We start from the raw sequence: 25,167 nt of genomic DNA, 5'->3' as shown, positions 1-25,167 counted from the left end.
CTTGACCGGCAGGAGTGAATGTCATCTGGTTGTCATGGCACAAGGATAAGCTGCACTCGACATCAGCCGGTGTCGTGTCATGTCGAGGAGTCTGCGATGTTACAACTCTGGTGGTCGAAATGGTTCGGGGATGAGTCTGGGGCTGAGCGGGAAGAGGAGTTGGTGGCCTTTGAGCCATCCAGGATCCCGGTTGAATTGCTAAAAGGCAGCCAATCGTCCTGAACCTCAGCCGCTCTCTGAGCGGCAGGGGCAGTGGCAAAGCGGGAGAGGGGATATGTCTCCCGCTAGATGCCACAGGGCCATCCTGGGGATGTCAGTGCCAGCCAGGGCCCGGTGGTGACTACCCGCAGCAGAGTCCTTGCTCCGCTCTACGCTCCCACTCTTGATACTTCATTATCCGTGATCCCATGCTGTCACTTGGGTTCGCGGTTCCCTCCTGAACCTCTCCATCCTGTGTCTGCTCCCGTTGCCTGGATGCCCGGTTCACCGTCTGTTGCCACGCTGTCATCCCTTCATCTCGATGGGTTGGCGGGGCGGGTGAAGCTAGAACAGTTCGAACTGTTGGTGGGGACGGATAAAAGCGTGCAGGTTAAGGGGCGTATGAGCCGAGTTGAGCCCCGAGCGTTTGCAGATCAGCCGAAAGCGCTGGGCAAGCAGCTCGGCAAACTGGCCGCTGCCACGCATGCGATCCCCGAAGGCCGGGCTATTGAGCCGACCTTTCCGGCTGGCTTTCAGTTGATTCAGTACAGCCTGCCGCTTGTCGGGATAGTGCAATGTCAGCCAGTCATCAAAGAGCTGCGTCAGCTCATGGGGCAGGCGCAGCAAGATGTAGCCAGCCTGGTTGGCCCCCTGCGCGGCGGCCGCGCTGATGATCTGCTCGAGTTCAGATCCGTTGAGCCTGGGGATCATGGGGGCTGCCAGCACTCCCACCGGGATCCCGGCCCGTGCCAGCTTGCCGATCACCGCCAGCCGCCCCTGCCCCGTACTGGCTCTGGGTTCCAGTTTTCGCCTGAGATCCTCATCCAGTGTGGTGACCGAGACCATGACGTGGCACAAGTCTTCGCTGGCGAGAGCCTGTAGCAACTCGAGGTCTCTGAGCACCATGGCGCTCTTGGTAATGATGCCTACCGGATGCTTGTGAGCCAGCATCACTTCGAGCAAGGCGCGGGTGAGGCGGTATTGCTGCTCAATGGGCTGATAGGGATCGGTATTGGCGCCAATGACGATGGTCTGTGGTTGATATCCGGGTTTGGAAAATGCCTGACGCAATAGGTGGGCGGCGTTGAGCTTGGCAAACAGTTTTGTTTCAAAATCGAGCCCTGGGGAGAGCTCCAGGTAGGCATGGCTGGGCCTGGCATAGCAATAAATACAGCCATGTTCACAACCCTGATAGGGGTTGATGGAGCGGCTGAAGGGTACATCCGGCGACTGATTATGACTGATGATGCTGCGGGCCTGGATCTCACGAACCTGGGATTGTGGAGCGCTTTTCATAAACTCGGGCGCCCAGTCGGCGTCTTGTTGCCAACCATCGTCGACCACCTCGATGCGGGGGCCACTGAAACGATGATCCAGATTGTGGAGAGTGCCGCGTCCAGCCATAGCTTGTTGCTCACGATAACTGTGTTTATATACAGGCATTGTGCGCAATGAGACAGACAAAGACAAGCAGGTGGCGCAGAAGGGGTGAGGCCCTTGACCCTGTAGCGACCGTGTGGGGGATCGAAGGGAGAGCCCGGAGATACGCCCGACTTGCGTTCGTCATTACATTTCGTTTACATAGAAGAAATGAGAACTGGATCACGGTAATCCCTATGATGAAATCTCCCTCCTCTTGGTTGTTTATTGGTCTGACCTGCGTGTTGATCTGGCGTTTGCTACCGGGCGGTGCCGACGAGATGGACAGTGCCCAGCGAGCCTGGCAGCAGGGGCGCTTCAGTCAGGCCGTCGACATCTGGCAGGCGAAAGCCGAGGCGGGTGAGCCGAGAGCGCAAGCCTTGATGGGGTGGAGTCACGAGCTGGGGCAGGGCAGTGCCCCGGATTTGGCTGAGGCTATTCGCCTCTATCGCCAAGCGGCAGAGGGGGGCGATGCGTTGGGTCAATATCGTCTGGGGGAAGTTTATCTACGGGGTCATGGTGTGGCTCAGGATCTTGCGATGGCCTTTCACTGGATGGATAGCGCAGCCCGTAACGGCGATGTGCCTGCCATGCTCAAGCTTGGCATATTGCATTTGATGGGGGTCAATGGCCAGGTGGACCTGGTTCAGGCCAGGCAGTGGCTGTTTCAGGCCGCCCAGGGGGGCAACAAGATGGCGCTGCGGGTGTTGGAGGAGCTGACACTGGCGGAGGAGGGCAAGAGCCAGTTCGATTTCAACTGGCAGCCGCTGCTGGTTGGGGCCAGCTGATCCGGCTAATGACAGGGTTGGCTTGAGCTGCGAAAGAAGGAGGTCTGCCATCAACTACCAGACCTCCTTATTGTTTGGGGCGCATGATGAGTCTCAGGGGCCGTGACTCGTCTCCTGGCGTGAGTTAGCCCACAGGGTGGTGCAGTTTCCCGCCCTTTGCGGCCTTTGCTAGGTGTTCTGCGGCATCTCGGGATTGCGCTGTACGGATCTCCCGGGTGAAAAGATGAAGAAACTGATTGCTGCCAGCAGGAAGGCGCTGGCCGCCCCATAGACCATGACCCAACCAAACCCGGCGACCAGGGCCTCATTGACCGCTTCGGCGGGGATGGCGATATGCGGCAGCAAGGCGCTATGCTGCTCCAGCACAGTCACATCCCCGGCGGCTATTTTTTCCGCGAAAAGCCGTAGACCCGCCCCCTCGACAATACCCAGCTTGTGGCGCAGATAGGCCATGATGCCTTCAACCAGAATGAACCCCATCACGGCGATGTTGAATGCCAGTGAGATCATCCTGGCGCTGGTATCTGCCCCCGACGCCATGCCTACCCGTTCGGCTGATACTGCGGCGGTAATAGTGTTGGTGGTTGTGGTGTTGGTTAAACCCAGCCCAATTCCTGCCAAGACGGCCCCCGACAAGAGCAGCCAGCCCGGTTGTGCAGACTGGCTGCCAGCTCTCATCAGCACGAAGCCCATGCCGATGATCGATAACCCCACAGGGATCACGATGCCGGCTCGATAGCGCACAGCCAGGCGTTCGGCCAGTGGCGGGATGAACAGAGTGGGCAAGGTATAGGCCAGCAGGGCGAGACCGGTCTGCACGTTGTCATACCCCAAAGCCAGATGGAAATAGATCGGCAGATAGATGATGAACGGCCAGAAGCTGAAGTTTTGCCCCATGGATCCGAGCAAGGCACCGGAAACGTTGCGCACCCGAAATATTGAGAACTCCAGCATGGGCCTACGGCTGGTTCGCTCGGCGACCACGAAACCGGCGAAGCTCAGCATGGACATTCCTATGATGCTCATGGCGGCGGTACTGCCAAATCCAAACACCGGGCCTTGAGTGACGAACAGGACCAGGCACAACACGGCAAGCGACAAGGTGGCGATCCCTTTGATATCGAGGTGAGTCGCATGAGGATCGCGGGACTCCTGCACCCCCATCTGGCTCAGCAGCAAGGTCATGACAGCCAGGACCGCGTGGATCAGAAACACCCATTGCCAGCTCGCCAGCGCCAGGATGGCGCCACCCACTATCGGACCAAAGCCGAGACCGGCACCGAACACTATCCCCCACCAGGCAAAGGCAGCGCCGCGTTCACGCCCATCCCGAAACTGATTGGACAAGATGGCGATCTGGCAGATCAGCATCATCGCAGCACTCAATCCCTGGAGAAAGCGTGCCACGATCAATACGGCGGCGCTGTCGGCCAGTCCACAGATGAGCGACGTGACGCCGAAGGCAAGAATGCCGATGGTGAAGATGCGTTTACGACCGTAACGGTCGGCCAGGGTGCCAACGCCCATCAGGATGGTCGTCATCGCAATGGTATAGGCAGCCATGATCCATTGGAGCTGCCGGAAACTGGCTCCCATGGTCTGCTCTATGGTGGATAGAATGGGCGGGACGCTGGAAATCTCCAGTCCCAGCATCAACGCGGACAGACAGACGGCAGCCAGGGCAAAGGAGCCTTGGCGTCTTGGTGACAGTGTCATGGGGTACCTTCAAATGATGGGAACATGGGGGGCCTGTTAGGCGCCACCTCAAGACCGGGTTGCACGCAAAAAAGATACGTACGACACCTAGATGAAGGATGTTAGGGAATACAGCACTATTGCTCAATGGTATGGTTGGGTATATCAGAGACAACAAATTTGGATGATTCATGACTCGACGGGTGCTTGATGTGGAGTCGGTGCTGGCGTTCGTCACCATCGCCGATTTCCAGAGTTTCACCAGAGCCGCCGAGGCCTTGGGGACGACCCAGGGCGCCATCAGCGTGAAATTGAAGCGCCTGGAGGATCGACTCGGCTACAAACTGCTCGAACGCACCCCCAGGCTGGTGCGGCTGTCGGCGCAGGGCAGTGTCTTTCTCAATCCGGCCCGTGAGTTCATTGCCGCCCATGACCGCGCCATGGCCGCGCTGGTTTGCGAAAGCCGACGCTTTCGGTTGGGCATTGCCGAGCATGTGGCGGGGCCCGAGATCCCGTTGTTGTTGGCACGGCTCAGCGAGCGCGATCCCGCCCTGACTATCGAAGTGCGGCTGGAGAATTCCCGCAGTTTGCTCAACGCCTTTGACGAAGGGGCGCTCGACGCTGTGATTGTCCGCCAGGAAGATGATCGCCGCAGTGGTGAAGATTTGGGGCCGGAGCACTTTGGCTGGTTTGCCGCTCCCGGGTTCTATCATCAGCCAGGGAAACCGGTACGGCTGGCCGCTCTCGCACCTTGTTGTGGTGTGCGCGACATCGCCATTCGAGCACTGAATAGTGCCGACCTTGAGTGGAGTGAAGTCTTTGTTGGCGGAGGTCATTCGGCCGTCATGGCCGCCGTGTCGGCCGGGCTGGCGGTCGCTGCGTTATCTTGCCGTCTGGCGCCACCCGATGCGGTGGAAGTAGGGCTGCGTCTGGGCCTGCCCGCGTTGCCCTCGTCGAGGATCATGCTCCATTCGACACTGACGGATCACCGCTCGCGCGATGCCCTGCGGACACTGGTTGCTGTGTATCGGGAGCACCGCGTGCCAGCGCATGCCAGTGTGGCATTCTGAACATGGCCCTCTGTCGGGGGGCTCCCATCGCTCTCGCTGGGGTGCCAGCATCTTCTGCCCGAGGGTGTCACATGCTTTACTTTTCGCGCTGTGCCAGCGTGATGACGCTGGGTTGATTGTCCATGCCGGGCGCGATGAGCCACATTGTGGCCGCTGAGTCATGGATTATTCTCGACCCCAGATAGCGACCATTCAAACTTGTCTGAGTTGTCACGTCTGATACAATCCTCGACTGATCCCGTTAATTGATAGCCTCGCACAGCCACCAACGTGCGTATCACTGCGTGTAGCAGCCGTATTGTGAACGGTGAAACATCAAGGTGGGTTGCTGGATTTTTAAGGGTATTTTCGATCCACACGTGGCCTTTGGTAGGGGTCACCACTGTTAAGGGAGCAATTATGCCAATCATTACTCTGCCTGACGGCAGTCAACGTCAATTTGCCCAGGCCGTTTCCGTCATGGATGTCGCCGCGGACATAGGTCCCGGTCTCGCCAAGGCGTGCATTGCCGGTCGGGTGAACGGTGAACTGGTGGATGCCTGTGAGCTGATCGAAGCAGATGCTCAGCTCTCCATCATCACCGCCAAAGACGAAGAGGGTCTCGAGATCCTGCGCCACTCCTGTGCGCACCTGCTCGGTCATGCCATCAAGCAACTCTGGCCGCAGACCAAGATGGCCATAGGTCCGGTCATCGATAACGGCTTCTACTATGATGTCGATCTCGATCATACCCTGACCGAAGAGGACATGGCGGTACTCGAGGCACGCATGCTCGAGCTGGCAGGTAAGGATTATGACGTTGTCAAGAAGCGGGTCTCCTGGCAGGAGGCGCGTGACGTGTTCGCGGCCCGTGGCGAGAGCTACAAAGTCGAAATCCTGGATCAGAATATTGCCCGTGATGATAAGCCCGGTCTCTATCATCATGAAGAGTACGTCGACATGTGCCGTGGTCCCCACGTGCCCAACATGCGTCATTGTCACCATTTCAAGTTGCAGAAAATGTCCGGCGCCTACTGGCGCGGCGATTCAAACAACAAGATGCTGCAGCGCATTTACGGCACAGCCTGGGCCGATAAAAAGCAGCTCAAGGCTTACCTGCAACGCCTCGAAGAGGCCGCCAAACGTGACCATCGCAAGATTGGCAAGCAGCTCGACCTCTATCATATGCAGGAAGAAGCCCCCGGCATGGTGTTCTGGCACAACGATGGCTGGACCATCTTCCGTGAGCTGGAAACCTTCATGCGTACCAAGCTGCGTGAGTATGACTATCAGGAGGTGAAAGGCCCCTCCATGATGGATCGCGTGCTGTGGGAGCGTTCAGGCCACTGGGATAAATATGCCCAGGGCATGTTTACCACCCAGTCCGAAAACCGCGAGTACGCCATCAAGCCGATGAACTGCCCGGGTCACGTGCAGATCTTCAATCAGGGCCTGAAATCCTATCGTGATCTGCCATTGCGCATGGCCGAGTTCGGCTCTTGCCACCGCAACGAGCCATCGGGTTCCCTGCATGGTCTGATGCGAGTGCGCGGTTTTACACAAGATGATGCCCATATCTTCTGTACCGAAGAGCAGGTCATGGAAGAAGTATCTGCTTGCATCCGTATGGTCTATGACGTCTACGGCACTTTCGGCTTTGAAAACATCGTGGTCAAGCTCTCGACTCGTCCCGAACAGCGTATCGGTTCAGATGAAGCTTGGGATCGTGCCGAGGCTGCATTGGCCGAAGCCCTTGTGCTGAACGGCCTGAAGTACGATCTGCAACCGGGTGAAGGGGCGTTCTACGGTCCTAAAATTGAATTCACCCTGCACGATTGCCTGGATCGTGCGTGGCAGTGTGGTACAGTGCAGCTCGATTTCGCCCTGCCAGGTCGGCTGGGTGCCACTTATGTGGGCGAGGACAACGAGCGTCACGTCCCCGTGATGATACATCGCGCCATCTTGGGTTCCATCGAGCGGTTCATCGGCATACTGACCGAAGAATACGCAGGACTGTTCCCGACCTGGTTGGCACCGACTCAGGCCGTGGTGATGAATATCACGGATAATCAGGCCGATTATGCAGTAAAAGTGGCCAAAGCATTGAATGATGCGGGCCTTCGTGCAAAAGCGGACTTGAGAAATGAGAAGATTGGCTTTAAAATCCGCGAGCATACTTTGAAACGAGTACCTTTCATGCTGGTCTGCGGCGATAAAGAAGTTGAAGCCGGTAAGATTGCAGTACGGACTCGTAAAGGGGCTGACCTGGGCACTTATCCTGTTGAAGAGCTAATCGCTCTACTGTCCCAGGAAGTTCAGACCCGCGGACAAAAGAAAGTGGAGGAATAAGCTATAAAAGGCGGAAAAAAACTGGGCAAGCAACCGCAAGCCCGCGCTCACCGGATCAATACCGAGATTCGTCTGAAAGAAGTTCGTTTGACTGGACTTGATGGTGAGCCCTTGGGCGTCGTCGAAATCCATGATGCACTGAACTTGGCCCTTGAGGCTGGAGTAGATCTGGTCGAGATCAGCCCTAACGCTGAACCGCCCGTTTGCCGAATCATGGATTACGGCAAATTCCTCTACGAGAAGAGCAAGACAACCAAAGAACAGAAGAAAAAGCAGAAAGTTGTCCAGGTTAAGGAAATCAAATTCCGTCCTGGCACCGACGAAGGCGACTATCAGGTAAAACTACGCAACCTGGTTCGCTTTCTTGAAGACGGGGACAAGGCGAAGGTCACCCTGCGCTTCCGTGGTCGTGAAATGGCTCACCAGGATCTTGGTATCAAGGTACTGGAGCGCGTCAAGAACGATCTGGAAGAGCTGGCCGTGGTCGAGTCGTTCCCTAAAGTGGAAGGCCGTCAAGCTGTGATGGTCCTCGCGCCTAAGAAGAAATCCTAAGGCCCACAAGAAATTGGCTCATGGGCTAGTCCCATGAGTTAGTTCGCCTTGCGATTTTGTTTTCACTCACAATGCGGAGTATAAAATGCCGAAGATGAAAACCAACCGGGGTGCTGCAAAGCGCTTCAAGAAGACTGGCTCCGGCCGCTTCAAGTGCAAGCATAACCACCTGCGTCACATCCTGACCAAGAAGAGCAGCAAGCGTAAGCGCAAGCTGGGACCGAAGTTCATGGTTTCTGCTGCTGACCACAAACGTGTTGTTGCCTGTCTGCCGTACGCATAAGGGGGATGTGAAAAATGCCAAGAGTTAAACGTGGTGTGACTGCTCGCGCTCGTCACAAGAAAGTAATGAAAGCCGCCAAGGGTTACTACGGCGCCCGTTCCCGTGTCTACCGCGTAGCGGTACAAGCGGTAACCAAAGCTGGTCAGTATGCCTATCGTGACCGTCGCCAGAAAAAGCGTCAGTTCCGTCAACTGTGGATTGCCCGTATCAACGCGGCAGCCCGTCAGAATGGTCTGTCCTACAGCCGTCTGATCAACGGTCTGAAGAAAGCTTCTATCGAAATCGATCGTAAGATCCTGTCCGATATCGCTGTTCACGACAAGTTGGCTTTCACCGCCCTGGTTGAAAAGGCTAAAGCAGCACTGGTTTAATCCGGTTCTGTTATGAAACTAAAAGGAGGCTCAGGCCTCCTTTTTTGTATCTGTAATTTGCTGTTTTATATGGATTTTTTGTTTTTAGTGTCCACATATTGCCCCATTTTTTTGGCACGATGCCATCGTAGTCTGAGAGCTTAGTGGGCGTATTGGCTGCAAGGGTGGGGCACAGCCAGAATGACCATGTTGCCTCGCTGATTCGTGGCGTGTACTATGTACACCATGATGAATGCTCAGAGTGAGTGATGCGTGAGTCACGCGATTGAATTTATTGAGACGTCTATCTTCACTAGACAGATAAAAACCTTAGCGTCAGACGATGAGCTCAGAGCACTGCAGGTCGAGCTGATTGCCCAGCCAGAAAAAGGCGACTTGATCCAAGGCACTGGTGGCTTGCGCAAAGTGCGCATGGCAACAGGCCAGCAAGGGAAGAGCGGCAGTGCCAGGGTGATCTACTTCTTGGCAACCGTAGAGACGATTTACTTGGTACTGGCGTATGCGAAGAGTGAGAAAGAGAGCCTCACTGCCGCAGAAAAAGCAGAGCTGAAGAAATTGACCACGTTACTGAAAGGGGAGGTTTGATATGAACATGTTTGACGAACTGAAGGCTTCCCTGGAAGAGGCTGTCGAGATCAAGCAGGGTCGCGTAGCGCCTGCTGCACTGACCAAATACGAGGTCGCAGACGTTAAGGCCATCCGCCTAGGCCTTAAGGTATCGCAACAAGAGTTTGCCCAGGCACTGGGTACGAGTGTGGATACGGTCAAAAGCTGGGAAACCCGGCGCCGTAATCCAACTGGGTTAGCTGCGAAAGTGTTGGGGCTTATCCAGGATAAGCCAGACCTGTTTCGTGAGCTGGCGGCTCACTGACCTAGGTACCAAACAGCTAGGAAGAAGGCTCCATATTTTGGAGCCTTCTTTTTGGTCAGCAGTTGAAGGAAGTAAAGAAACAGCATTTTTTTGAGCTGTGTTATTTCTCTGTGCTGCTTTCTTTCGATGAGTTATCTGAAGTGTCTTTAGGGACCATCCAGGTCACCTGTTCGACCTGATCGTGGCGCACGAGCCTGATCAATCCCCCTTTTAAGAGATAGGCACATTGGATGGTATTGCACATAAGGCGGATATGTGGAGTTTGATCCAGAAGAGGGGAATGGACTGTTGTACTTTCCTTTGCTGTCAACTGACCGCGCTCTAACCTCTCTGCTTGCTCAGTGGCAGCCACTTTGCCCTCGCTGAAGCTATACATCCCAAGTAAGAGTACAAGTAGCGACGGCACCACCAAAATCGCAAATCGGTCATAGATTATCTTAAACCAAGTAAACAAGAAGAAAATCCTTGGCGTAGGCACGCTTACTCTTCTACGGAGCTCCTTTCGGAATCTTAGCTTTTGAGTTCTAGAAAGTGGCAATGAACACCGATGATAAAACCACGCTAATGCCAGGCGCAGCTCAATCCAGAGGTACCACACTATAAACAAGAGTACTGCGAAGATAATGTAATCACCCACGGGCCAGACATACACCCTGAGAGCGTCAAGCAACTGAACATAACCCCAAGCTAGGGTGTAATCAGCAGGCCATGGAAATTCCAACGGGTCGAGTCCATTAACGAAGCATTCGCCAAGGTGATATGCCATTCCAGTAATGTAGATCCCCGCAGTAATGAGCGGGATTGCTGCGAATATTATCGTCAGGAAGCCTGTTATCTTGGCCTGTGGTTCATCTGGTAGCGGTGACTGTCTCAAGTGTTTAAGGTGCTGTTTTAACCAGCGGCAGTATTCCCAATTGATCTCTTTTTTCTGCTTCATGTATCCCAACGTAAGATATTACGAGCCCCAAACATATCCGGTATTGTACTGGCCTCATGCCAAATGAAAATGAGTGTCAGCAGTTGAAAGTGTACAAAGTTGGTTTTCAACTTGTCAGTTTCTGGGGAAAAGCTGTCATGGTGTAACTATATGATTATATTAGTTTTATTGTGCTTTTTGCTATACGGGTTTTGGTGTCCATTGTTCGTTTGTGATTCCACAGAAAGCAGCTAAACCCTATTTTATTCAGCAAGTTACGCTCTCATCGGTGTAGATATCCTGCTACCAGATCTGAAAGGCACTGAAAAACGGATCCTTCTTTGCAGATCCTCAATGCCCTGCGGATCCTTGATGTGGCGCGGTCTGGGCATATGGTTTTGCGGTAATCCACTTTTGCAAAAAATTTTATCGGTGAACCCCGCAGGCGGGAGCGGATGAGCGCGGATTCCGTGGCGCAGGCGCGCCCGTGGGCTTTCCGTCGAGTGAGGTGGCGCCAATGGGGTCGCGTTGGGTATGATGTTGCGCTGCCTGATGCAATCCTTCCATGCGGCATTCCCTGGCCATGGGCAGGTGATGTCAGGCAGACAAAAGAGGGCCCCACATTGTGGGGCCCTCTTGCGTTGGTGGGTTACTCGATGATGAGGGAGAGCTGGCTGGCCAGGTTGCCCGCTTGTTGGCTCTGGCTGCGGAGGGCGTTGCCCTGGTTGGGGTTGGGCCCGCTGCCGTGGGTGTGACTGGCCGTGGTGGCTGCCAGCTGCTCCACCACATTCATCAGCTGGAGTAGCAGCCGGAAGATATTAACGCTATCTGTCCCCATCCAGGAACGCGGCGCCTCCAGGTGTTGCAGCTCACCGGCGACGGCCCGACGCAGTTGTCCCACCACCTCGACCAGATCTCCTGCCGTGGTCTGGCTCATGTTGCCCAGGCTTCCCAGGGTCAGGTCATCACCTGCCAGCAGCTCGATGGCCCCCAGCGCCTCGACCCGCTTCATGGCGCCCACCTCCTCGATGCTGTGTTGCGCCACCTGTAGCTGATGCTGGCCATGTTCCCCCAGGTAGTCATCACTTTGGTGGTGCATCTCCATGGCATTGTCATACATGCGCCGGTCGGTGTGGCGGCTCAAGTTGCCCACGGTATCGGTGCGGCTAAACACCTCGGCCCGCTGCTGCTGCAGCTGCTCGCCCGGGGCAATGTCTGGCAGTGGCCAGCCGTTGCCAAGCACGGTGCGGATAAAGGGGCGGTCGGCGCGGCCAAAGGCAAAGCCCAGCTCGACCAGGCTCCCCTCGATGGGGAACTGCAGCAGGCCCTGCTCAGGCCCGCCGAACATCACCGGCAGCGGCACGGCGCGATAGAGCGGGGTGGCTTTATCCGGCTGGCCATCTTCCCCGAGCAGTTGCACGTCCACGGCATAGCGGGGCCGAAAGGGGTCATTGAGCTGGCCAGCGGTGGCCTGGTCGCTGATGGCTTCGACCCGCCCGAATTTGGGCAGGTGCATCTGGTCGGCCAGCTCGGGGAACTCTCCTTCGACCTTGCGCCGCTCTGCTGACTTGGTGGCTTTGCCCGGGGTGGCCAGGGTCAGACTCATCTCATCGCCCTTGAGGCGCACCCGGGTGACGCGCTGGTCATTGATGATGGCCCCGGGGCGCACGGCAGGGATGGGGGCCAGGGTCAGGATGTTGCCCGCCTGCTTGGCTGAGAGGGCAGGGTCTAGCGTCACCTCGCGCCCGGGCCAGCGGCTGTGGCCATGGCTGCCGACGAACACGGCACCATCAGGTTGTTGATACCAGCAAAAGTCGGCAATGGCGAAGGCGCGCCCCGCATTATCGAGCAGCTGGTAGCCGGTTCCGGCGCTGGTGAAGTTCGGGATCGGCCGGTCTGTGTAGTCGGCCCCGTCGGGTAACAAGAAGGTGAGGCCGCACTGGTCGGTCAGCCAGGCCAGCAAGCCGCGCAAGGTGGCATGCTGTTGGCTCACCGGAAAGCGGCTGCCCAAAATCCCGGCCAGTTCACGGCATAACAACTTGCTGCTGCCATTGGTGGCGGGTTGCACGTCGTACACATAGCCGCTGAACCAGCGGCGCAGCTCGTTGTTGTAGCCGGTGTCCAGGGTCAGGGTCTGACCCTTGCTGGCTGCCCCCTCAATGGTCAGGGCGGCGCGCCCGCCCGCGCTGAGATCCAGCACGATGTCATGCTCGACCAGGTGCATGGGCTGCCCGCCCAGGGTCAGTTGGGTGTTGAGTTTCATGCCAGTGCGTCATCCGCTTTTTTGAGGTACTGCTCGAAGGGGGTGAGTTCGTATTCATCGGCCTTGTCCCCCTTGGTGGGCGACGTGGCCTTGGCCTGGGTAGTTTGCTCGGTGGTCTGGCTCACCTGGGCCACCGCCTTGGGCAGACGCTGTTCGCGCTTCTCCGGCACCGAGTTGTGGTCGCTCAAGGTGAAACTCACCTGCCAGGCCAGCAGGCCCTCTTGCTCGCTGGCGGTGATGCGACCGGTGAACTTGGCCTGGCGTATCTTGACCGACTTGGCGAGTAACGAGCCCACCCGAAAGATGTGGCGTTTGCCGCCATCATCTTTCATGTCGGCCAGCTCGAACAGGCGGGCCAGCTTGTCCCCGTCTTTATAGGGGATGAGGCCGGAGACATCCAACTCCTTGGCCTTGGTGCCCTGCTCGGCCTTGCTGGTCGAGCTGGTTTGGCCCGATTGGTCTTTGTCCTGGAACTGCATGGAGAGCGAGATCCGCATCGATGACATTGCAATGGGTTCGCCATCCAGGGTCAGCATGGCGCTGATGGTCATGGGGTCAACTCCTGCCAAAAAGTCAGTGGGGAAGGGGAGAGCAGCAGGGTGGCGACGCTCATGCTCATGCTGTGATCCGGTGGTGTGCTCTGGCCAAGTTGCGCGGCCAGGCTGGCGACATCCCCCTGGCCTTGCCAGCGGTAGAGCTGACCCGAGAGCGTGGTCAGGGTATCCAGCGCGCTGGCCAGTTCGCTCAGGCGCGCGGCGCGGCGACTCGCCAGCCCCTGCAACTTAGCGATGGGCGATTGGCTATCCCGAGCCAGACTCTCTAGCTGGGCAAGCTCACTGCCCAGGGCAAGGTGAGCCGGGCGCAGCGGCGCCCAGACCAGCGGCTCATCGGCATGCCAGCGCGGTACCTTGGCCGCCGTGGGCTTGGCCATGATGTCGTTGTTGGCTTCCAGGCGACGCAGGGCCGCGCACCACTCTGGCAATGGCAACAAGGCACACAGAGGGGCCAGCTTGGCCGCAAGGTCGGCGGCGCTGTTACCGGTCACCAACCAGGCAAGGGCATGGAGCTGGCCGGAGGGTCGCAAGGGATCAGCACCATCTTGTAGCTTGCCCGCCAGCGCCTTGACCGCATTGGGGGCGGCCAGGCTGGCCTGTTTATCTTGCATCTGGCCGACGCCGTGCAAAAAGGGGGTCACCGCCAGGGCGCGACCGGTGACCAGCAGATGGTCGAGCTGGGCGCGAAGTCCTGAAAGGGCTGCGGCCTCACCACTGAGCGGGTGGGGGCTATACTGGGCGCGGCTGGCGATGGCCTGCAGGCGCCCCATGGCCGCATCCGCCAAGCCGGGTACCTGGGTCAGCACGGCACGGGCCTGATGGTGCAAACTGGCCCCGCAGGGGGGCCAGTGCAGGTCGCTTTGTTGCCAACTCATGCTGGCAGCTCCGGCCAATCCACCGTCGTGGGCCAGCCAGGTGTTTCAGGCAGGCGCGAAAGCGTCACCCGGTACAGTCGCAAGGCGGTGAGCCGCGAGGTTTCCGCCGGGGTCAATATGCCCAGCAGCTCGGCATCCCCCAGAGGGGCGATGGCATCGCCAGCCAGTTGCAGGCGACGCGCCAGTTCGCGCTGTTGCTCCTCTTCGGTCGGGATGGGCGTTGGCGGCGCCTGATAGGGAGCCACTTCGCCATATTCGCCAAAGCGCGCCCGCACAAACAGCTCGACGCCATAGGGCTCCGGGTCACTTTGGGTGGCGGCGAAGGGCACCGGCTCGGCCTGATTGGCAAACTGGACGGTCAGATTGATGGAGGTGTGTTCCGGGTCGGCCCACACGGGGGCGGTAACGTGAAGAATGTCGTCTGTCATTTTGTGCGGATCCACAGTGAGGTGTTTTGGTCGTTATTGCCGCCGCCCTTGATGGCGCCAACCAGCTTCCAGGTACCCGGCAGGGCGGCGCCGATGCCCGGGCCGCCATCTTCCGAGTTGGCTGCGCGCAAGGAGCTGCCCGCAATGGCGTAGCCTGGGCCCTTGTTACCCCCGGTTGAGACGATGCAGGTGGCAAAACAGTACGTCCCCACCTGCCCCCAGCCGCTGCCCACGATGTCGGCATTGCCCTGGGCCGCCGGGTGGGTGTGGCCAGAGGGGGGCATGGTGCCGGGTTTGCCGGATACCTCGCCCCAGCTGGGCCAGCGGGTAGCCTGAGCGGGAGGGCCGCTAATTTGAGACCAGGGGTGGGAATGGGATGCCGCCGCCGCGCCCAGTTCGGCCAAGCTGGGCTTATCATTGGTGTGATACAGCCGCACATTGGTCGAGGGGGAGGTGGTATCGGTGCCATTGGCCTTGTACCCGTACCACAGCTGATGAATAGCACTGGTTGAGCTGAACAGGGTATGCCGATACTTGCTTCCGCCGTTGTGTCCCCAGCTGATCCAGTTCAAAAACTGCGTGCTGCCAGAACCCTTGGGCGCTTGCGCGGAGCCTGTCATGAACTTGTCAGATTGAACGTTCCAGTCGAGGTTCTTGAGATCGAGAAAGTCGTGGCTGTGTCCCTCGCTGGCCAGGGCCGGTTTGTCTGTCACCTCGCCCCAGTTCGGCCAGCGGGTTGCTTGGGTGGGCACATTGTCCAGCTCGCTCCAGGGGTGGCGATGGCTACCCGCCTTGATCTCCACCGCGATATTGACGCCCTGGGCGTCTTCCAGGATGCCTTTGCCGGTCACATCCCCGGACAGCTCGATGGTGCGCTTGCGGCGCAGGTCGGTCACGCTGCCGTCGCTGTTGATGATGGCCACCTTGGCCAGATGGTGACGATAGCCGTTGCCGTCGGTGTAATCGGCCTTGTCGGCCACGCTCAAGGTCAGCGTGAAGTGGTTCAGCCAGGCATCGAGCAGAGAACCGGCCCGGTAGATGTCGAGCCAGAGCCCCACCGGCTTGGCCCCCGGGGTAATCTTCTGCACCTGGTCGAGTTGGGCGCGCAGGCCGCCGACATAGGCGACCCCGGGCTGCACCTTGTAGACGCCAGCCTCATTCACCAGCTTGAAGCCGTCGCCATAGAAGGTGGCGGGCCCGAAGAACTGCAACGCCTGCAGGCGCAGGTCGTCATCCATGCCACGCAGGCGAGCGGCATAGTCAATCTGCCAGGTGCTGGCGTCCACATTCGTGACCGTGGCTTCACTGGCTCGGTCGTACTCCATCAGCATCGATTTCACCAGGCTGTTACCCACCTGGCCGCTCAGGGGATCCGTCTTGAGTTTGGTCTCGCTGCCCTTGTGCACAATCATGGCCACCATGCCGGTCGCCTTGTTGATGAGGTACATGGCATTGAAGTCGAAATCGCCCAGGGTGGTGTCCATCACGATGGTGTAGGCCACCGCGTCGTTGTTGATGCGCCCGCGCTGATCCACGTGATGGCGATGCACGATTTGCCCTGCCGGTGGCAGAGCGCCGTCGGGGTTGATGGGCGCATCGGGGTCTAGCCCGGGGATGTTGGCCAGCACGAACTCATCGAGCACCACCGGGGCTTGGGTGGCGAGACAGGTTTGCCAGTAGCTGGAGAAAGCGTTGGTAATGATGGTGCTCATGCTGTCCTCTTAAGTGATGCGCCAAACACCTGCTGGCTCATGTCGATACGGCCGGTGTGAAGGGTGCCGGTGACCGGGTAAACCACCTGAAAGCGATAGCGGCGGCAGGTGCGGCCATAGTGTTGAATGAGGGTTTCCATCAGTTGCTGGTTGTCAGCAAGCGCGCTGTCGGTTACCTCGATGGTGATGACGTCCCAGGGGGCGCCGGCCTGGCGTTCGTGAATGTCACACCAGGCCGATGCCAAGGCGCTCGAAGATGCGCTTAAAGCCGGCCACCTCGCCGGCGTCTCTGGCGTTGATGAAGGCGAATCTGACCCGCTTGCGAAAGAGCGGCAGCGGTTCGCCATTGAAACGGGTGATATCCCGCTCCCAGGCCAGTAGTGCCAGCAGGGACGCCGAGCAGGTCAGCGGGTCTTGCTGGGCCAGTGGCAGCAGCAGCCAGCCGCGAGCCGCTGCCACAGGGCGTTGATGCCCTTGGCCAGGAAGGCAGGCTCCTGCACCCCGTCCGCTGATTGTGTAGCCGTCTTCCCACCACGGGGGCGCTGGCATCGGGCAGCACCGGCGCCTGCAAGCTCAGTGGTCGATGCGGGGTCGGGTTTATTCATGCAGGGTCACCTCCAGCGAGCTCAGGCGTGGGATGGCCAGCCCCGAGAGGATATCCAGCTCGGTGAAGTGCAGACTCTGCAACTGCGGGAACTGGCTGTGCAGCTCGCGGCCCAGCTGGCTTAAGGAGAAGCGCGACGCGGCCAGGTGCGGGTGACAGCCTCGATAGTCAGCCGACAGCCGGAACGCTGCCTTGACCAGGTTCTCGGCGCCCGCCTTGAGCAGGGCGGCCCGCTGTGCCTCGGTGAGGTTGGCTTGTGGCCACAGCTCCAGATCAGGCTGTGCTGGGTCTCTGGCATCGCCATCACGAACAGGTCATCGCCGTGGCCATGGTTGCCCTGGCGGCCCACGTAGTCGTTGAGCTGGTCAATGAGGCTGGCCGGGGTGGCGCCCACTTCCAGCAGGATGTAGGCATTGGCGGTGCCCGGACCCGCGGGGCCTCGTGCTCGAAGAAGATGTGATCGGCCCGAATGCCGGCGACGCTGGCCAGCATGGAGCGGTAGACGGCATCGATGTGATAACGCCCCACCGCCGAGAACTGGTTTTGGATGCGCAGGCCCAGCGCGTCATTGCCCTCGGCGTCTGCGCCCTGGGTGGTGATCCACTCCTTGTCATCGTTGCGGGCCGACAGGATACCGGTCACCGGTTCACTGAGCAGGTTGTAATAGCCCGGCGCCAGATTCCAGGCCGCGCCGGCGTGCTCGGCTTCGCACACCACGCGGGCCACCGCTTCACCGGCTGGGCTCACCACCGCCTGTACCGGCTTCACCCGGTAGAGGGTGCCGTTGATGCGCTCGGTGGCTATCCAGATATCGGCCGGGATGGTGGCGGCCTCGCTCGGATTGGCCTTGACGAAGTTGACCAGGCCCCGGGTGGTCTGGGCCGCCTTGCGGGTCGAGATCCACATCCCACGCCTTGAGGGTCGAGATAGGCATCGGTGGCGGTGGCTGCGAAGGTGTTCGGGCAGCACATGGCCGGCCAAGAGCGTGCGGACAAGCCAGAGCGCCGGGGTCGATGACCACGCCGCGCACCAGTCGCCAAAATGGGCTCACATCGCTGTCATTGGTGATGAGGGAGCCGGCGGCCACCACCTCCTTTTTGAGCTCGGCCTCCATGGCCTGCTCGGTGGTCGGGATGCCGGTCTCGGCCAGCAGGGCCATAAAGTCCACGTTCGGGCGCAGGTTCACAGGGTTACCTCCAGATTCGCCGAATTCATAGGTGCGGGCCGTCACCAGCATGCGCTGCGGGCCTCTTCACGGTCGAGGATGGTGCCTGGCACCAGCCGCTCGTCGTCTTCAACCAGCAATTCAATCTCGGTCATTACGTCGCTGCGCAGGGTTGGGCTGCGCTCGCCAATCCAGCTTGCGGGCGAGCCCCGATTCCATGATGCGGTGCTTGATGTCCTGACCGATGCTGTGGCGGTCCTGGGTGTAACGGGGCTGGCCGCCGGCATCGAGTTGCCAGGCGCCGTTGACCACCAGGAAATCGATGTACTTGGGGGCGCGGAATCGCTCATCACTTGGTCTCCAGCCAGGCGTTCTCGGCCATCTGCTCTGGGGTGATGCGGGTTGGCAAAGTGGTTGTGTACCTCGCCGATGTGCATGGCCTTCGCCGGCTTCTGGTTGGTTGGTCGCCGCCGCGTTGGCCTGGATCAGTTGTTGGCCCAGGCCACACCTTGCTGGTCCTGCTGGCGGTAGCTGGCGCTTTGGCGGGCTTGCTGGCGGTAGCGCGCAAGTTCGGCGCGTTCGATGGGTGCCGTCTGCGGTTGGGCCAGCGCTCGCCACGGGGTAAGCAGGGTGTCGCTCATGGGCAAGGATGGTTCCCATCCGGCATCACCAGCTTGCTGGTGTCGATGTTGTCGATCATCCCCATCAGGTCGAGGGCGTAGCGAATGGCTTTGATGATCCACTGCCAGGGGGTGAGCAGGGCCTCGAACACGGCGCCGAGGACTCCCAGGCGACCGAGCAGCCCCACGATGACCGGAAGTGAAAGGCAGGGTCACGATAATCCCCAAAGTGTCAGCAATGGGGCCAGTGCTTGCGAGGCAAGCGGGCCCAAGGTCTCGGCCAGCCCACTGAAGAAGGCGCCCAGCAGCTCAAAGCTGGTTAGCACCGAGAAGGCTGGCGCGCAGTTCGTCCCAGTAGACGATGGCCAGCGCCACGGCGGCGACCAGGGCGAGGATGCCGCCCACGATCAGATCACCGGGTTGGCGTACATGGCCAGGTTCACGGCAACATAGACCGGGTGCGCATCGGCCAGGGCCTTCTTGAACAGCAGGATGGGGCCGAGCAGCCCCGAAGGTCAGCCCCAGCCCAGGGTCACCAGCTTGGCCAGGCCCGCCAGCAGCAACCAGACACCGGTGACCATGCCGGAAGGCCGCAATGGCCAAGGTGGCGTAACCCCCACCACCTTGGTCAGGTTGGGAAAGAGCCGGGCCCAGCGCAATACGGTAGGTCACCGCCATCGGCAAAGGCGCCCACCACCTGGTTGATGGCAGGGAGCACTGCGCCGAACGCGGCGGCCCGGATCGCTAACCAGGCCGACTCGACCCGCTGCCACTGGTCGGTCATGGCGGCGGCCATCTGCTCGGCTTTGCCCATGCCGTGGGTGTTGCCCAGGGCATTGATACTGGTGAGCGCCTTGGTGTTACTCATCAAGAGCTTGATCATCGACACTGCTTCATCCGAGCCAAACGCCTTTTTCAGCTCATCACTGCCGGCGATGGTCAGGGTGTCACCATAGCGGGCCTTGAGCTTATCCAGGATATCGAGCACCGGCAGCATGTTGCCCGCCGAGTCGGTGAACTGCAGGCCAAGCGCTTTTTGGGCGCTGCCAATCCCGGACAGAAACGACTTGAACTTGGTGCCAGGCTTCGCCGCCGCCCATGGTGGCCTGCAGGTGGCCGAGCACGGCGAACTGCTCATCCATAGAGATCCCGGCGGCGGTGGCGTTGGCGCCAATGCCCTTGAAGGCGTCGGTCATGCCCTGGCCAGTGGTTTTGAACATCTGCACCGCGGTGGCGGTTTTGCCGGCCACATCCTCCACCCAGGTGGCCTTGCCCATCCGCTTGGCCTGCTGCTCGAAGATGCCGTACATGGTGCCCATGTAGTTGGTGATGGTGGCGGTGTCGGCCTTGGTGGCCTTGGCCAGCACGCCGGAGGCGCGGGCAAAGGAGGGCAGTTCGTTACCCTCCAGCCCGGCGATGGCGGATTGAATATCGTAAGAGGCACGACAAACGCGCTGGCCGAGGCGCCGTACTTGACCGAGAACATCAAGGCGGTATCGGAGAGTTGTTTGAGGGTCTTCTCATGGACATCGAGGGAGGCCACTTCGGCCAGGGCCGCGTCCATTTCCAGAGCTGGCCCCAGCACGCTCTGGATCGCCATGGCACCGGCCACCACGGTGGCGGCGCCACCGCCGGCGATATTGGCAAAGCCGCTTTGCCGACCCGCTTTGCTGATCTGGTCATCTGGGTGTTGATGCCATCAAGCGGCCGGGTAACGGCATCTATCAGTGCCACCTGCATCATCAGTTGTTCGGTGACAGAAGCCATGATTTATCCATTGAAGGCTTTCGCTATCCCCTGCGCGACGGCATGGGCGAGGCGTTGGGCGTGGTACTTATCTAACCAGAGGGCGCGGGCCAGGTTGTCGAGGTCATCCTCTTCATGGGGCAGGTAGTGGCGGCGCAGCGCCAGTACCTGCTCCAGTTGGTTGTGCTCGATGGCCTCGGCGCGCGCGGTCAGTTTTCTTGATATCCAGCGCCGGCGCGAACTCCTCGTTGACCTTGGCGGTCAGCTGCAGGGCCGCGCCTGGCAGGGCGAGCAGGCCATCCAGCGCCTCTTTGTGTCAGCGTCGACGATGCGCTTGAGGTACTTGTGCGCCGGCGCCACTTTGTCGGTCATCGACAGACCGTTGATGTAGCTGTTGTAGGCCACCATGGTGGGCACAAAACGGATGTCGGTGCCGGCGATAGTCAGGGTGATGGTTTGCTTGCTCATGGGGTGGTTTCCTCTTGGGTTATCCAGTCGTCTAGGGTGTCGAGTTGGGTTTGGCAGCGGCGCAGCGCCGTCTGCAGGTGGGGATAAACCGCACGGCCTCGCCGTAGGTGGTCCCCGTTAAAGTCAGGCTCCGGGCAGTGGGGCACCAGCCCCGGCGGTGGCAGGCGCTTCACCACCTGGGTTTGCATCACGGTTTTGGCTGGCTGGAGCAGGCGCAGAGCGCCAACAGGCAGAGGCTCGCGAGCACAGTCCGGACGGCCGACCGGCGGTGTGGCCAGAGCGTGTTGCAGTTCATCGGCAGTCTTCCTCTGTTGTTGTCGAGCTCAGTCAGTGCGTCGTTCTGGTGAGTGAGCAGCTTGCGCAGCCCAATCTCTTCGCGCTGCAGCGTCTTGAACTCGGTGGCCATCTGGTCGTTGGCGCTTTGCAGGGTGGTGATCGCTCGTTGGCGGTGGCCAGTTCCTGAGTGCGCAGGGTGAGCCGTTCGCCCTGGACATACAGCACAGGGTGCCCAGTACCAACCCGATAATGGCCGGCAGGAGCCGGATGAACGTGCTCACGCCAGTACCCCGCCAAACTCGGTGAACTTGACCAGCAGGTCAGCAAGCTTGTGTTCGCGCTGGCCGTAGCCAGCACCGGGCAAGCTGGCCCAAATGTTGGCGCACTTGGGCACCGCCTGGGCAATGCGGCCATCGACCACATCGGCCAGCGCTTTGCGCTCGCGGATAAGCTGAATAGCCCAGGTGTCTTGCGACTCAGGCCCGAAGTCCGGCAGGCCGAGCTGGTCACGGTAGTGGGGCCAGTGTTTGGACAGGAACTGATAGCGCCCGGCGGCGGTGCTGACCAGGCGCGGGTTGACCTGCACTTTGACGTTCGGGTGGGTGCGGTAGTCGGTGAACAAACCTGCCGGGTTGACCAGCTTGTTGTACCCGTCATCGCCAAGCCCTTTGGTGCCTTCGGCAAAGGCCAGCAGGTCGAGAAAGGCGGCCATTTGTGGGTGGCAGTTACTGCGCGGCATGGTGGGTATCCTTCTGACTGACGAGGGTCTGAAATTCCTGGCAGGTCTGGGTAAACCGAGGGGCTTCCAGCTCCACGCCGATGAAGCGGCGGCCCAGTCGCCAGGCGGCTTTCCCTGTGGCGCCAGATCCCATGAAGAAGTCACCCACCACATCACCCGGTCGGCTGCTGGTACGCACGATGTGCTCCATCATGGCGGCGGGCTTTTCGCACGGGTGTTTCCCTGGGTAGGCTTGCACCGAGGGGTAAGTCCACACGTCGGTAAACGGCACCTCTTTGGTGACGCTGAACGGGCGGCGCAGTTGCTCATACTCGGCCTTGAGTTGGTCATAACTGGCGGTCAGGTTTTGATAGGTGCGATGCAGCCCCTGGTAGGCCTCTTTGAGCTCATGGTGGGGCAGGCAGAGGGTGCGGGCTTTGTCTGCGAACAAGACCTGCAGGCGCGCATATTGCGCTTCGCTTGGCAGGCTCCACTGACTGCGACCAAACCAGTGGCCCGCCATCTGGCACCCCAGGGCCTGGTCAATGTCCTTGTTAGTGATGCCACAGGCGGCTTTTGCTTGCTGGAAGTAGTCGATCAGCGGCTGCATCACCTGCCCGCGCAGGGCCTGACAGGCTTGGCGATAACCACTGGCTTGCGCTGTCCCATGGGCATCTAACTGCTCGGCAAAGATGATGCGTTCGCTGGCGGGCCAGAAGTTGCGCAAAGCCGATTTGTCGGCCCGGTTCCACACGCCGGAGGGTTTGGCCCAGACGATGTGGCTCAGCACCTTGAAGTGCTTACGCACCAGCAGCTCGATGTCAGCATTGAGGCTGGGACTGCAAAACAGGTAGAGCGACCCACTCGGTTTGAGGATGCGGGCAAACTCAATCACGCACGCTTCTAGCCAGTCCAGGTAGGCTGTCACGTTGGGCCATTGGTTGTCCCATGCCAGGTCTTTAACCCGGTAATAAGGGGGATCGACGGCCACCAGATCCAGGCTATGGGACGGCAGTGTTTTGAGGTATGCCAGCGAGTCTGCGTTGACCAGCTTGAGCCGCTCATTGATTTTGTGGATATGCATTTGATCAGTCATCACGTCTGTTCACTCCTTTGGTAATTTGGTGTTGAGCCAGCGTTCGGCAATGCCACGAATGGTCTCAACACCGATAAGGCCCACCATGCCGCCGACAAATCCGGCCGCTTCTCCTGGGATCCCGAACCAGCCAAAGGCACTGATAAACGCCAAGGTGATCGCACCACACAGCAGGGACTTCCAGGAGCCGGCGGCCGCCATAGGTGATGCGCAGCCAGGCCGTTAACACGGCCAGGGCGGTGCCATAGACGGTGGGCAGGTTGTCCATCAACCAGGCCAACAGCAGGGCACCGATGATGGGGTCTTTATTTGGCATGGTGTTCATGTCCGTTGCTCGGGTTAGCGGGCCAGCTGCTCAATGCGGGTTTGGCAGGGGACGCACAGGCGCACCCCCGGCACATGGTGGCGACGCGCCTCGGGGATCGGGTCGTCGCACTCCTCGCAGTGATGCAGGCTCATGCCCTGGTAGTGCCCCTTGCCCACCTGGCGGGCCAGATTGGTGATCAGCATGCGGGCGGCGTGTTGGTTGGCGCGGTCGATATCGTCCACAGAGCCCCCTTAACCCAGCAGGTGGCGGGTGTCGTCCTTGGAGAGGTACGGCACGCCATTGAGGTGAACAAAATCGGGGGAGGTCACAAAGCCTTTCACCTTGTGCACGCTCTTGCTGCCGCCCTTGGGATCGATGTCGAGCAGGTCACGCGTTCAAGAGCTTCACGCCAAAGGCCTCCACCTTCATCTGCTCGCTGCCGGTGTCGGCGTAGAACAGCACATCGTCAGGCTCCATCCCGCGCCAGCTGCCGGCCCGCTTGGCAGCCTCGGCCAACAGCTTGAGGTTCTTGGTATCGAGCTCGAACTCGAGCTCCGCCGAGACGTCCCCATCCACATAGCCATCCGGGACGCCTCGGGTCTGGGCCACGGCGCTGTTGTCGGTGATGGAGAGGCTGGCCTTTTCAACGTGGACCATGGCCCCCATCAGGGTGGTATCAAAGCTGGTACCGGAAACACGACGTTTGGTCATTGCTTAGCCCTCCTCGTTGAGGCTCAAATCGAGCATGATGTTGACGGTGATCCCCTTGGGGCAGTCCAGGGTGCGCACCACCACGAACACAGAGACCAGGTTCTTGGATATCCACTGGATGCTGATGTCGCCATCCTGGGGGGAGGCGATGTCGCCCGGGAACGGCTGACCGTTGATGGTGGTGGCGCGGGCCATCTCGCGCAGGTCTTTGCCAAAGTAGGTGATGGCGGCGGCGGTGCTGCCGGGGGTGGAGTTGAAGGCGCGATCCCCGATGCGGGCAATGGCGCGAATGCGCATCCGGCGCGCTACCTTGTAGGCCACTCGCAGGTTTTCGATCACCTGGTAGTCACCGCCCTCGGCATCGAGCTGGCGCCCGTCAGCCCAATAGAAACCGTCGTAATCTGGGTACCACATCGGCACCGAGTAGCGGTTCGCTTCCAGGGTCTGCAGGGTGGCCAAGGGCGGAATCCGTCTTTGTCCACCGGCTTGTTGCCAAGGCCGACCAGGGCGCCGGTCTTCACCCGGCAGGGGCTGTCGGCGATGCTCACCGCCCGGTTGCACAGGCGGCCCGCATAGGCGCCGATGAGGTTGGGCCAAAGCTGTGGCACCAGGCCAACCGAATCGGCCTTGATGCCATCTTGCAAGGCAGCCAAGGCGGCCTCGTACTCGCTCCAGTCTTGGGCGGTAGCGTTTTTGCCGGCGGCCTTGGCGACAATGCCGGGGACGGCCAGCAGCATGAACTGCCAGCGCCCCCACTTGGCGATCAGCTCCTGGTTGAGGGCGTGGGCGGCGTTGATGCTCGCCTGATCCCACACCTGACCCAGCACCAGGACGCCTTCAAAGGACTGGGTCTGCTGCGCCTCGCGGGCGGCATCGAGCCAGGGCTTTTCGGTGGGCAGCACGTAGGCGGCCGCGGTCCAGTTCTGGCCGGCGTTATCGCGGGCGGCCAGCAGGTTGGCCTTGAGCTCGCTGTCACCGGTTCCCAGCAACTGGTCGAGGTCTGACTGGGTGTTGAGGGAGAGCAGCTTGCCGGTGTTGCTGGCGGCGCTGCCGATGAACAGCAAGTGGCGCTCGACCTCGGTGACCGGCCCCTGCATCTGGTTTAAGTTGTTGATCTGTACATAAGGCCACAT

General features: G+C 59.9%; 29 protein-coding genes and 6 pseudogenes. 9 read left to right on the top strand and 26 right to left on the bottom strand.

The window, feature by feature from the left end; genetic code table 11:
* Window positions 1-543: 543 nt before the first annotated feature.
* Window positions 544-1,602: a PA0069 family radical SAM protein gene (locus ACSMDR_RS01675; protein ID WP_436466814.1), complete on the bottom strand. Its 1,059-nt coding sequence runs from the start codon at window positions 1,600-1,602 to the stop codon at window positions 544-546.
* 212 nt (window positions 1,603-1,814) lie between these two features.
* Here ACSMDR_RS01675 and ACSMDR_RS01670 point away from each other — a divergent pair, with 212 nt between their 5' ends.
* On the top strand, window positions 1,815-2,405 hold the full coding sequence (locus tag ACSMDR_RS01670; RefSeq protein WP_436466813.1) for a tetratricopeptide repeat protein: 591 nt from the start codon (window positions 1,815-1,817) through the stop codon (window positions 2,403-2,405).
* Window positions 2,406-2,573: 168 nt separating this feature from the next.
* Here ACSMDR_RS01670 and ACSMDR_RS01665 read toward each other — a convergent pair whose 3' ends face one another.
* Entirely contained in the window at window positions 2,574-4,121 is a 1,548-nt protein-coding gene (locus ACSMDR_RS01665; RefSeq protein WP_436466812.1) for an MFS transporter, read from the bottom strand.
* Window positions 4,122-4,291: 170 nt separating this feature from the next.
* On the opposite strand from ACSMDR_RS01665, the gene ACSMDR_RS01660 reads away from it, so the two are divergent.
* From ACSMDR_RS01660 to nadS, 7 genes are all read left to right on the top strand, one after another.
* The gene (locus ACSMDR_RS01660; RefSeq protein WP_436466811.1) at window positions 4,292-5,170 is read left to right on the top strand and encodes a LysR substrate-binding domain-containing protein; all 879 of its coding nucleotides are present in this window, start codon (window positions 4,292-4,294) and stop codon (window positions 5,168-5,170) included.
* A gap of 399 nt (window positions 5,171-5,569) precedes the next feature.
* Window positions 5,570-7,498 (top strand): threonine--tRNA ligase, encoded by a 1,929-nt coding sequence (gene thrS, locus ACSMDR_RS01655; RefSeq protein ID WP_436466810.1) that lies wholly within the window; start codon window positions 5,570-5,572, stop codon window positions 7,496-7,498.
* A gap of 3 nt (window positions 7,499-7,501) precedes the next feature.
* On the top strand, window positions 7,502-8,050 hold the full coding sequence (gene infC, locus ACSMDR_RS01650) for a translation initiation factor IF-3 (RefSeq protein ID WP_040319409.1): 549 nt from the start codon (window positions 7,502-7,504) through the stop codon (window positions 8,048-8,050).
* Window positions 8,051-8,135: 85 nt separating this feature from the next.
* A complete protein-coding gene (gene rpmI / locus ACSMDR_RS01645; protein WP_005315535.1) occupies window positions 8,136-8,333 on the top strand; it encodes a 50S ribosomal protein L35 in 198 nt (65 codons plus the stop codon).
* Window positions 8,334-8,347: 14 nt separating this feature from the next.
* Entirely contained in the window at window positions 8,348-8,704 is a 357-nt protein-coding gene (gene rplT, locus ACSMDR_RS01640) for a 50S ribosomal protein L20 (RefSeq protein WP_005300683.1), read from the top strand.
* Window positions 8,705-8,956: 252 nt separating this feature from the next.
* Window positions 8,957-9,289 (top strand): type II toxin-antitoxin system RelE/ParE family toxin, encoded by a 333-nt coding sequence (locus ACSMDR_RS01635; RefSeq protein ID WP_408798868.1) that lies wholly within the window; start codon window positions 8,957-8,959, stop codon window positions 9,287-9,289.
* A gap of 1 nt (window position 9,290) precedes the next feature.
* On the top strand, window positions 9,291-9,575 hold the full coding sequence (gene nadS / locus ACSMDR_RS01630; protein WP_436466808.1) for a NadS family protein: 285 nt from the start codon (window positions 9,291-9,293) through the stop codon (window positions 9,573-9,575).
* A 100-nt stretch (window positions 9,576-9,675) separates the two neighbouring features.
* Here nadS and ACSMDR_RS01625 read toward each other — a convergent pair whose 3' ends face one another.
* From ACSMDR_RS01625 to ACSMDR_RS01585, 9 genes are all read right to left on the bottom strand, one after another.
* Window positions 9,676-10,512 carry an ABC transporter permease gene (locus ACSMDR_RS01625; protein WP_436466807.1) on the bottom strand — a complete coding sequence of 279 codons (837 nt, stop codon included), beginning with the start codon at window positions 10,510-10,512 and terminating at the stop codon, window positions 9,676-9,678.
* Window positions 10,513-11,140: 628 nt separating this feature from the next.
* On the bottom strand, window positions 11,141-12,754 hold the full coding sequence (locus ACSMDR_RS01620) for a hypothetical protein (protein ID WP_436466806.1): 1,614 nt from the start codon (window positions 12,752-12,754) through the stop codon (window positions 11,141-11,143).
* Window positions 12,751-13,305, bottom strand: coding sequence for a baseplate complex protein (locus tag ACSMDR_RS01615; RefSeq protein WP_436466805.1), 555 nt, complete (start codon window positions 13,303-13,305; stop codon window positions 12,751-12,753). Before ACSMDR_RS01615 ends, ACSMDR_RS01620 begins: the two co-directional genes overlap by 4 nt.
* Window positions 13,302-14,183, bottom strand: coding sequence for a hypothetical protein (locus tag ACSMDR_RS01610; protein WP_436466804.1), 882 nt, complete (start codon window positions 14,181-14,183; stop codon window positions 13,302-13,304). Before ACSMDR_RS01610 ends, ACSMDR_RS01615 begins: the two co-directional genes overlap by 4 nt.
* Window positions 14,180-14,611, bottom strand: coding sequence for a tail fiber assembly protein (locus ACSMDR_RS01605; RefSeq protein ID WP_436466803.1), 432 nt, complete (start codon window positions 14,609-14,611; stop codon window positions 14,180-14,182). Before ACSMDR_RS01605 ends, ACSMDR_RS01610 begins: the two co-directional genes overlap by 4 nt.
* Window positions 14,608-16,323 (bottom strand): phage tail-collar fiber domain-containing protein, encoded by a 1,716-nt coding sequence (locus ACSMDR_RS01600; RefSeq protein ID WP_436466802.1) that lies wholly within the window; start codon window positions 16,321-16,323, stop codon window positions 14,608-14,610. Before ACSMDR_RS01600 ends, ACSMDR_RS01605 begins: the two co-directional genes overlap by 4 nt.
* A complete protein-coding gene (locus tag ACSMDR_RS01595) occupies window positions 16,320-16,568 on the bottom strand; it encodes a hypothetical protein (RefSeq protein WP_436466801.1) in 249 nt (82 codons plus the stop codon). The genes ACSMDR_RS01600 and ACSMDR_RS01595 overlap by 4 nt, the downstream gene beginning before the upstream one ends.
* Window positions 16,549-16,782: a phage tail protein gene (locus ACSMDR_RS01590; RefSeq protein WP_436466800.1), complete on the bottom strand. Its 234-nt coding sequence runs from the start codon at window positions 16,780-16,782 to the stop codon at window positions 16,549-16,551. The genes ACSMDR_RS01595 and ACSMDR_RS01590 overlap by 20 nt, the downstream gene beginning before the upstream one ends.
* Window positions 16,728-16,928 carry a hypothetical protein gene (locus ACSMDR_RS01585; RefSeq protein ID WP_436466799.1) on the bottom strand — a complete coding sequence of 67 codons (201 nt, stop codon included), beginning with the start codon at window positions 16,926-16,928 and terminating at the stop codon, window positions 16,728-16,730. Before ACSMDR_RS01585 ends, ACSMDR_RS01590 begins: the two co-directional genes overlap by 55 nt.
* Between ACSMDR_RS01585 and ACSMDR_RS01580 the strand changes: the two genes are divergently transcribed.
* Window positions 16,927-17,052 carry a hypothetical protein gene (locus ACSMDR_RS01580; RefSeq protein ID WP_436466798.1) on the top strand — a complete coding sequence of 42 codons (126 nt, stop codon included), beginning with the start codon at window positions 16,927-16,929 and terminating at the stop codon, window positions 17,050-17,052. The two genes, ACSMDR_RS01585 and ACSMDR_RS01580, sit on opposite strands and share 2 nt — an antisense overlap.
* 178 nt (window positions 17,053-17,230) lie before the next feature.
* On the opposite strand, the gene ACSMDR_RS01575 is transcribed toward ACSMDR_RS01580, so the two are convergent.
* The 15 genes and pseudogenes from ACSMDR_RS01575 to ACSMDR_RS01505 all read right to left on the bottom strand — a co-directional run bounded on the left by ACSMDR_RS01575 (window position 17,231) and on the right by ACSMDR_RS01505 (window position 25,167).
* Complete coding sequence (locus ACSMDR_RS01575) at window positions 17,231-17,833, bottom strand: baseplate J/gp47 family protein (RefSeq protein ID WP_436466797.1); 603 nt, start codon at window positions 17,831-17,833, stop codon at window positions 17,231-17,233.
* Between the two features lie 276 nt (window positions 17,834-18,109).
* A pseudogene (locus ACSMDR_RS01570) lies at window positions 18,110-18,416 on the bottom strand (DUF2590 family protein).
* A 161-nt stretch (window positions 18,417-18,577) separates the two neighbouring features.
* Entirely contained in the window at window positions 18,578-18,739 is a 162-nt protein-coding gene (locus ACSMDR_RS01565) for a hypothetical protein (protein WP_436468248.1), read from the bottom strand.
* Window positions 18,730-18,900, bottom strand: coding sequence for a hypothetical protein (locus ACSMDR_RS01560; RefSeq protein WP_436466796.1), 171 nt, complete (start codon window positions 18,898-18,900; stop codon window positions 18,730-18,732). The genes ACSMDR_RS01565 and ACSMDR_RS01560 overlap by 10 nt, the downstream gene beginning before the upstream one ends.
* A 440-nt stretch (window positions 18,901-19,340) precedes the next feature.
* A pseudogene (locus tag ACSMDR_RS01555) lies at window positions 19,341-20,106 on the bottom strand (phage tail tape measure protein).
* A 376-nt stretch (window positions 20,107-20,482) separates the two neighbouring features.
* The gene (locus ACSMDR_RS01550; protein ID WP_436468172.1) at window positions 20,483-20,617 is read right to left on the bottom strand and encodes a DUF6890 family protein; all 135 of its coding nucleotides are present in this window, start codon (window positions 20,615-20,617) and stop codon (window positions 20,483-20,485) included.
* A 61-nt stretch (window positions 20,618-20,678) separates the two neighbouring features.
* Window positions 20,679-20,926: pseudogene (locus tag ACSMDR_RS01545) on the bottom strand (putative phage tail assembly chaperone); the annotation flags it as partial.
* Window positions 20,923-21,114, bottom strand: a complete 192-nt coding sequence (lysC, locus tag ACSMDR_RS01540; RefSeq protein ID WP_436466795.1) for an Rz1-like lysis system protein LysC — start codon at window positions 21,112-21,114, stop codon at window positions 20,923-20,925. The pseudogene ACSMDR_RS01545 and the gene lysC, both read right to left, overlap by 4 nt.
* Window positions 21,050-21,483, bottom strand: a pseudogene (locus tag ACSMDR_RS01535) (hypothetical protein). The gene lysC and the pseudogene ACSMDR_RS01535 overlap by 65 nt, the downstream one beginning before the upstream one ends.
* On the bottom strand, window positions 21,480-21,941 hold the full coding sequence (locus ACSMDR_RS01530; protein ID WP_436466794.1) for a glycoside hydrolase family 24 protein: 462 nt from the start codon (window positions 21,939-21,941) through the stop codon (window positions 21,480-21,482). Before ACSMDR_RS01530 ends, ACSMDR_RS01535 begins: the two are co-directional and overlap by 4 nt.
* Window positions 21,928-23,016: a DNA-methyltransferase gene (locus tag ACSMDR_RS01525; protein ID WP_436468171.1), complete on the bottom strand. Its 1,089-nt coding sequence runs from the start codon at window positions 23,014-23,016 to the stop codon at window positions 21,928-21,930. Before ACSMDR_RS01525 ends, ACSMDR_RS01530 begins: the two co-directional genes overlap by 14 nt.
* Before the next feature lie 9 nt (window positions 23,017-23,025).
* Complete coding sequence (locus ACSMDR_RS01520) at window positions 23,026-23,217, bottom strand: phage holin family protein (RefSeq protein ID WP_436466793.1); 192 nt, start codon at window positions 23,215-23,217, stop codon at window positions 23,026-23,028.
* Between the two features lie 138 nt (window positions 23,218-23,355).
* Entirely contained in the window at window positions 23,356-23,565 is a 210-nt protein-coding gene (locus ACSMDR_RS01515; RefSeq protein WP_098983607.1) for a TraR/DksA family transcriptional regulator, read from the bottom strand.
* Window positions 23,566-23,574: 9 nt separating this feature from the next.
* A pseudogene (locus tag ACSMDR_RS01510) lies at window positions 23,575-24,034 on the bottom strand (phage protein).
* Between the two features lie 3 nt (window positions 24,035-24,037).
* Window positions 24,038-25,167, bottom strand: a pseudogene (locus tag ACSMDR_RS01505) (DUF2586 domain-containing protein).

The organism is Aeromonas molluscorum, assembly GCF_051376105.1.
GTDB classification, from domain to species: domain Bacteria; phylum Pseudomonadota; class Gammaproteobacteria; order Enterobacterales; family Aeromonadaceae; genus Aeromonas; species Aeromonas molluscorum.
Note: the sequence above shows the minus strand (reverse complement) of the source record. Positions and strands in the feature narration are given on the sequence as shown.